General features: G+C 67.2%; 8 protein-coding genes. 5 read left to right on the top strand and 3 right to left on the bottom strand.

Annotated features, from left to right (window positions below):
- Positions 1-745: adenosylhomocysteinase (locus AC6RA4_RS04535; protein WP_500157819.1), on the bottom strand; the 745-nt coding region annotated here is incomplete at its 3' end.
- Between the two features lie 143 nt (positions 746-888).
- On the opposite strand from AC6RA4_RS04535, the gene AC6RA4_RS04530 reads away from it, so the two are divergent.
- From AC6RA4_RS04530 to AC6RA4_RS04520, 3 genes are read left to right on the top strand one after another with little or no spacing between them, the layout of a single operon-like run.
- Complete coding sequence (locus AC6RA4_RS04530; RefSeq protein WP_500157817.1) at positions 889-1578, top strand: FkbM family methyltransferase; 690 nt, start codon at positions 889-891, stop codon at positions 1576-1578.
- Positions 1579-1580: 2 nt separating this feature from the next.
- Positions 1581-2177, top strand: coding sequence for an HD domain-containing protein (locus tag AC6RA4_RS04525; protein ID WP_500157815.1), 597 nt, complete (start codon positions 1581-1583; stop codon positions 2175-2177).
- A complete protein-coding gene (locus tag AC6RA4_RS04520; RefSeq protein ID WP_500157813.1) occupies positions 2174-2659 on the top strand; it encodes a GNAT family N-acetyltransferase in 486 nt (161 codons plus the stop codon). Before AC6RA4_RS04525 ends, AC6RA4_RS04520 begins: the two co-directional genes overlap by 4 nt.
- Positions 2660-2692: 33 nt before the next feature.
- Here the strand turns inward: AC6RA4_RS04520 and AC6RA4_RS04515 are convergent, their stop codons facing one another.
- Complete coding sequence (locus AC6RA4_RS04515; RefSeq protein WP_500157812.1) at positions 2693-3247, bottom strand: ActR/PrrA/RegA family redox response regulator transcription factor; 555 nt, start codon at positions 3245-3247, stop codon at positions 2693-2695.
- A gap of 81 nt (positions 3248-3328) precedes the next feature.
- Positions 3329-3949, bottom strand: coding sequence for an SCO family protein (locus AC6RA4_RS04510; protein ID WP_500157810.1), 621 nt, complete (start codon positions 3947-3949; stop codon positions 3329-3331).
- Between the two features lie 84 nt (positions 3950-4033).
- Here AC6RA4_RS04510 and regB point away from each other — a divergent pair, with 84 nt between their 5' ends.
- Entirely contained in the window at positions 4034-5425 is a 1392-nt protein-coding gene (gene regB, locus AC6RA4_RS04505) for a sensor histidine kinase RegB (RefSeq protein WP_500157809.1), read from the top strand.
- An 84-nt stretch (positions 5426-5509) separates the two neighbouring features.
- Entirely contained in the window at positions 5510-7015 is a 1506-nt protein-coding gene (locus AC6RA4_RS04500; RefSeq protein WP_500157807.1) for a PAS-domain containing protein, read from the top strand.
- Positions 7016-7023: the final 8 nt, after the last annotated feature.

Genomic DNA, 7023 nt, shown 5'->3' with positions numbered 1-7023 from the left:
CCACGGCGACCTTGCCGGCCATCATGGTGTCGGTGGCGCGGCGGATGCCGTCGACGAGGCTTTCCTTGCAGCCGTACTTGTTGTCGAATTTCGACTTGGTGACGCTGTCGTTCACGTTGATCGCCGGGAAGGGCAGCAGGCCCTTTTTCTGCAGATCATAAAGACGGTGCACGCCGGTGGTGGTCTCTTCCGAGACGCCCATGATCGCCTCGCGGGTCTTGGTGAACCAGCCCGGGCTCTGCGCCATGCGCTTCTTGATCTGCGCGTGGATCACCTCTTCCTCTTCCGAGGTCGGCACGCCCAGATCCTCGCCCGCCTCGGCGCGCGCGCCAAGCAGCACGTAGAGCGTGGCGTCGCCGCCATCGTCCAGGATCATGTTGGCGCCTTCGGGGAACTGGAAGGAGCGGTCGAGGTAATCCCAGTGCTCGGTCAGGGTCTGGCCCTTGACGGCGAAGACCGGAGTGCCGCCCGCGGCGATGGCGGCGGCGGCGTGATCCTGGGTCGAGAAGATGTTGCACGAGGCCCAGCGGACATCGGCGCCCAGCGCCACGAGGGTTTCGATCAGCACGGCGGTCTGGATCGTCATGTGCAGCGAGCCGACGATGCGGGCGCCCTTGAGCGGCTGCTCTTCGCCAAACTCGGCGCGGCAGGCCATCAGGCCCGGCATCTCGGTTTCGGCGATATCCAGTTCCTTGCGGCCGAACTCGGCCAGCGCGATGTCCTTGACGATATAGTCTTCAGCCATGTTCCGGCGCTCCATTCCTGCATTGCGGATTTGACGTGGGAGGTAGCATCCCTTGTATTGCCCGGCAACGTGGATCAGAAATTGCAGCCAACAGAACGATAACGATGCCGCGACGGCAGGGCACAACATGCGAAGGGCAGGACATGGACGAGGCCGACGCAGTCTACCCCTCGAACGAATACGGGCGCTACTGCGTGCCGAAGGGGCTTGAGGACCGGCCCGCCGCGAAGGCGGTGATCGCGGGCCGCGCCTACGAGCCCGACACGCTGCGCTTCATGCGGAAGCACGCAGGCGATGGCGATATCATCCACGCGGGCACCTTCTTCGGGGATTTCCTGCCGGCGCTGTCGTCGGGGCTGGCCGAGGGGCGCAAGCTCTGGGCCTTCGAGCCGAACCCGGGCAATTACGCCGCCGCGCGCGAGACCATCGCGCTCAACGGGCTCACCAATGTCGAACTGACCAACGCCGCCCTGTCGAACCGCGACGAAGAGGTGCTGTTCCGCACCCGCGATGCCGAGGGCCGCTCGCTCGGCGGGCTGTCGCATTTCGTCGAGGCACCGGGGGAGGGAATCGAGCCTGTTTCGGCGGTGATGCTCGATTACACGGTGCCGCTGGCGCGCAAGGTCTCGATCCTGCAGCTCGATGTCGAAGGCCACGAAAAGCAGGCGCTGCGCGGGGCCTGGCACATCGTGCACCGCTGGCGCCCGATCCTCGTGCTGGAGTATTTCCGGCAGGAGGCCTGGATTCGCCGCACCTTCCGGGGCCTCGGCTATGCCCATCGCGGCAAGCTGCACAGCAACCACGTCTACAGCACCGAGCCGCTGGAGGTCTGATCATGCCGAAACAGAGCCGCGCCTGGCAACGGATGCTCTCGGGCCGCAGGCTCGACCTGCTCGACCCGACCCCGGTCGATATCGAGATCGAAGATATTGCCCACGGGCTCGCCTTCGTGGCGCGCTGGAACGGCCAGACCGAGGGCGATTTCCCCTATTCCGTGGCCGAGCATTCGCTGCTGGTCGAGGCGCTGTTCAGCCGGATGTATCCCAATGCCACCCCCGCCCAGCAGCTCACAGCGCTGCTGCATGATGCGCCGGAATACGTCATCGGCGACATGATCTCGCCGGTGAAGGCGGCGGTGGGGCCAGAATACAAGGAGCTCGACAAGCGGCTCGAGGCGGCGATCCGCATCCGCTTCGGCCTGCCGGCGCTCTGCCCGGTGACGCTCAAGAAGCGCATCAAGAAGGCCGATATGGTCTCGGCCTACATGGAGGCGACGCAGATCGCGGGCTTCACCGAGGCCGAGGCCAAGAAGTTCTTTGGCCGGCCCGACGATGCGCTGATGGAGGGGCTCGACATCCACCTGCGCCCGCCGGTCGAGGCCCGCCACGCCTTCACCGCGCGCCACGCCGAATTGCTGGAGCAGCTGCCATGACCATCACCACCCGCCGCGCCGCGCCGCTCGACGCCCGCCAGATGGCCGAGCTCCTGAACGAGATCATCGAGGCCGGCGGCACCACCGCGCTCACCGACCCGGTGAGCCGCGAGAGCCTGCTCAACAAGATGGAGGCCGATCCGCGCTCGATCTGGCACGTGGCCGAGGATGCGGCGGGCGAGCTGATGGGGTTCCAGTGGGTCGAGCCGCATCGCGAGCATGGCGAGACCGTGGGCCAGATCGCCACCTTCGCCCGCATCGGCAAGACCGGGCTCGGCATCGGCTCGAAGCTCTTCGAGGCGACCACGCGCGCGGCACGGGTTTCGGGCTATGCCTGGATCAACGCCGAGATCCGCGCCGACAACGAGGGCGGGCTGATCTACTACCAGAGCCGCGGCTTCGAGGATTACGGCGCGATCCGCGGCTATGTCATGGCCAACGGACAGGTCGTCGACAAGGTGCTCAAGCGCTACGACCTCTGAGCCCAGCGCCCCCTCTTGCCCAAGGCAAGCCGCTCAGCGCGGCGAGCGCTTGGCGAGGATGCGCTGCAGGGTGCGGCGGTGCATGTTGAGCCGGCGCGCGGTCTCCGAGACGTTGCGGTCGCAAAGCTCGTAGACCCGCTGGATATGCTCCCAGCGCACCCGGTCGGCGCTCATCGGGTTTTCCGGCGGCGGCGGCAGGTCGTCGCCCTTCGACAGCAGCGCGTTGGTGATGTCGGTGGCGTCGGCGGGCTTCGAGAGATAATCGGTGGCGCCGATCTTGACCGCGGCGACTGCGGTGGCGATGGCGCCGTAGCCTGTCAGAACCACGATGCGGCTGTCGGGGCGGCGTTCGCGCAGCACCTCGACCACGTCGAGCCCGTTGCCATCCTCGAGCCGCAAATCGACCACCGCATAGGCCGGCGGACGGGCGGTGGCGATGGCGCGGCCGCCTGCGACGGAATCGGCGGTCTCGACCTCGAAGCCGCGCTTCTCCATCGCCTTGGCGAGGCGCCTTAGGAAGGGCTCGTCGTCATCGACAAGGAGCAGCGACCGATCGTCGCCAAGGTCTTCGATCCTGTGTTCCGACACGTGCGTTCCCTCAACCCAACTTATCCCACTGATTTAAATATCCTGCGGGGTGCTGAGGGTCAAACCGCCATATCGAACTTGTTACATGCGGTCGATGAAGCAGGCCGCGGCGGTGGCGACCTCCTCGGGGGTCTTGTCGCGGCGGAAATACTCGACGAAGCCATGTTCGGGCAGCACGAGGTAGGTGAAGGTCGAGTGATCGACGAGGTAGAACTCGTCGTCGCCGTCCTGCTTCTTGAAATAGGTCCGGTAGGCCTGGCTCGCCGCCTGGATCTGCTCGGGCGAGCCGGTCAGGCCGATCATGCGCTCGTGCACGTTGTGGGCAAAGTCTCCCACCGCCTCGGGGGTGTCGCGCTCGGGGTCGATCGAGATGAACACCGGCGTCACCATCTTGCCCTGCGCCTCGAGCAGATCGACCGCATCGGCGTTGCGCACGGTGTCGAGCGGGCAGACATCGGGGCAGAAGGTATAGCCGAAATAGAGCAGCGTCGGCTGGGTGATCACGTCCTTGTCGGTGACCGTCTCGCCTTGCGCGTTGACCAGCTCGAACGGGCCGCCGATCTGCCCGGCACCGCCGGCGATGGCGCCTTCCCTGCAGGGTTCGAAAGGATCGGCCTCGGCACTGGGGCGCGTGAAGAGCCACGTTCCCCCGATCAACAGGGCGAGAACGAGAGCAGCGGCGACGGCGGCGATCCAGCGCATGAGACGATTCCGGAGTTGTTTGCGTATCGGATGGGGCAGACCTAACAATTGCCCGGGCCGGATCAAAGAGACGAAAGCGCGCAGATGAGCGAAGAAGACCTGGGATTGCTGGACGAGGACCAGCGCGGCAATTTCATCCGCCTGCGCACCATGATCGTGCTGCGCTGGGTTGCCATCGGCGGCCAGCTCATCGCCATCGCGGTGGCGCGGCAACTCTACGACCTGCAGCTCGAGCTTGGGCTTTGTTACCTCGCGGTCGGCGTGTCGGTGGCCGGAAACCTCGTGGCGATGTTCGTCTTCCCCGAGAACAAGCGCCTCTCAGAGACCGAGAACACGCTGATGGTCATGTTCGACCTGCTGCAATTGTGCTTCCTGCTGTTCCTCACAGGCGGGCTCAACAACCCGTTCTCGATGCTGGTGCTTGCCCCGGTCACCGTATCGGCGACAGTGCTGTCGCTGCGCTCGACCGTGCTTCTGAACGCCACCGCCTTCGTGCTGGTGACGATCATGGCCTTCGTGCACATCCCGCTGCGCCCGATGAACGGCGAGGTTCTGGAGCTGCCGCAGGTGTTCATCTTCGGTGAATGGGTGGCGATCTCCATCGCGCTGGTCTTCATCTCGGTCTACGCCCGCCGCATCACCACCGAGATGAACACCATGTCCGACGCGCTGCTTGCCACCCAGATGGCGCTGGGGCGGGCCCAGAAACTCAACGACCTGGGCGGCGTGGTCGCCGCCGCGGCGCATGAGCTGGGCACGCCGCTGGCCACCATCAAGCTCACCTCCGCCGAGCTGATCGAGGATCTCGACGACCGCCCCGACAGCCAGGAGGATGCACGGCTGATCCGAGATCAGGCCGACCGCTGCCGGGATATCCTGCGCAGCATGGGCCGCGCCGGCAAGGACGACCTGCAGATGCGGCAGGCGCCGCTGACCGAGGTGATCCGCGAGGCCGCCGAGCCGCATGAAGATCGCGGCAAGGAGATCGGAATCGAGACCCGGCCCGACCCGGACGATCCGGTGGTGCCGCAGATCCTGCGCCGGCCCGAGGTCATCCACGGGCTGCGCAACCTGATCCAGAACGCGGTGGATTTCGCCCGCAGCCAGGTCTGGGTCGAGGCGCTCTGGGATGCCGACAGCGTCACCGTGCGCATCCTCGACGACGGCGAAGGCTTCCCGCCGCACCTGATCGGGCGGCTTGGCGATCCGCTGATGCGCCGCCGCCGCAGCGAGGCCGACCGCCGCGCCCGCCCGGAATACGAAGGCATGGGGCTGGGTCTGTTCATCGCCAAGACCCTGCTCGAACGCAGCGGCGCCGAGCTCAGCTTCGCCAATGGCTCCGATCCCAGCTCCGGCGTCCGCCGCGGACCGCGCTCGGGCGCCATCGTCGAGGTGGTCTGGCCCCGCGCCAGCATCATGCCACCCGTCATACCCGTCGGCACCGGCATAGGCGAAAACCAACCCTTCGAGGCCTGAGACGCGGGCTCGACGGGCCGTTTAACCCCGGATTAACCTTTCCTGCCGTACCCATATCCCGGAACACCTTCCGGGATATGCGCCTTGGTCGAACCCGTGCTTGCTCTCTTCACCGGCCTTGGGGCCGGCGGCGCCGCCTTCGTCGCGGGCTGGCTGGTCAGCCACGCCGGCCGACGGCCGCCCGCGGCTTCGATGGTCACTGCACAGGACCCGCCGGTGACCCTGGTGCTGCGCGGCGATGTGGTCAGCGACCGCTCGTCTCAGGCCGACCGCCTCTTCGAGCGCGCTCCCGAAGAGCCTCTCGGCTGGGCCGAGGTCACCGCAGCACTCGAACCGCTGTTCGGCCCCCTGCCCGATCGGCCGCCCAACACCCGCCTCTCGCTCTGCGCGCAGGACGACCCCTTCACCCGCCTCACCCTCGCGCCCGATGGCGACAGCGTCCGCCTCACGCTGAGCGCGCCCCCCCTTGCCGGAGGCGAGGCCCTGCGCCTGCGTTGCCAGGAACACGAACTGGCACTGCTGCGCCGCGCGGTCGCGCGCGCGCCACTGGCCATCTGGATGACGGACGACGCCGACGCCATCACCTGGACCAACGCCGTCTTCGACGACCTGCGCGCGCAGGCGGGCGCCGCGCCCGGCACCTCGCCTTTCCGTCTCCGCCCCGACCCCGGCCAGGCGCTTCGGGTGACCCGTACCAGTCTCGGCAGCGCCGAGGCCGACACCCGATCCTGGTACGAGGTGCAATCGTGCCGGATCTCCGGCGGCTGGCTGCACTACGCCCAGAACATCGACGCGGTGATCAGCGCGGAAACCACCCAGCGCAATTTCCTGCAGACCCTGACCCGCATCTTCGCCCATCTGCCCATCGCGCTCGCGGTGTTCGACAAGGAGCGGCGGCTGGTGCTGTTCAATCCGGCGCTGCTCGACCTCACCCAGCTGCCGGCGGATGTCCTGACCGGGCGCCCCAACCTGCTCAGCTTCTTCGACATGCTGCGCGACAAGCAGGTCATGCCCGAACCCCGCGATTACCGAAGCTGGCGCGACAAGCTGGGCGAGGTCATCGCCGCCGCCAGCAGCGACCACCATGTCGAAACGTGGTCGCTGCCCTCGGGGCTGACCTACCGGATGACCGGGCGGCCGCATCCCGATGGCGGCATCGCCTTCCTGTTCGAGGATATCAGCGCCGAAGTGTCTCTCACCCGGCATTTCCGGCAGGAACTCGAGACCTCGCAATCGGTGCTCGACAGTCTCGAAGATGCCATCGCCGTGTTCTCGCGCATCGGCAAGCTGGCCTTCTGCAACGCCGCCTATCGCGAGATGTGGGGCGCCGACCCCGAGGCAAGCCCCGCCGATCTCGGCATCGGCGAGGCCACGCAACACTGGCAGGCCGCCTTCCACCCGAGCCCGATCTGGGGCGATCTGCGCGACTTCGTGACCACCCAGCGCGACCGCGCAGCCTGGGAGGCCGAGCTGCGCGATCTCGAGGATCGGCCCCTGCGCTGCCACGCCGAACCCCTGCCCGGCGGCGCCACGCTGGTGCGCTTCGCGCGGCTGGTCACGCCACGGCCGGAGGCGCTCGCCCCGTCCTGAACGGCCGC

It is taken from the genome of Salipiger sp., from assembly GCF_059781815.1.
The sequence above is the reverse complement of the archived record's forward strand: the minus strand, read 5'-3'. Positions and strand labels throughout refer to the sequence as shown.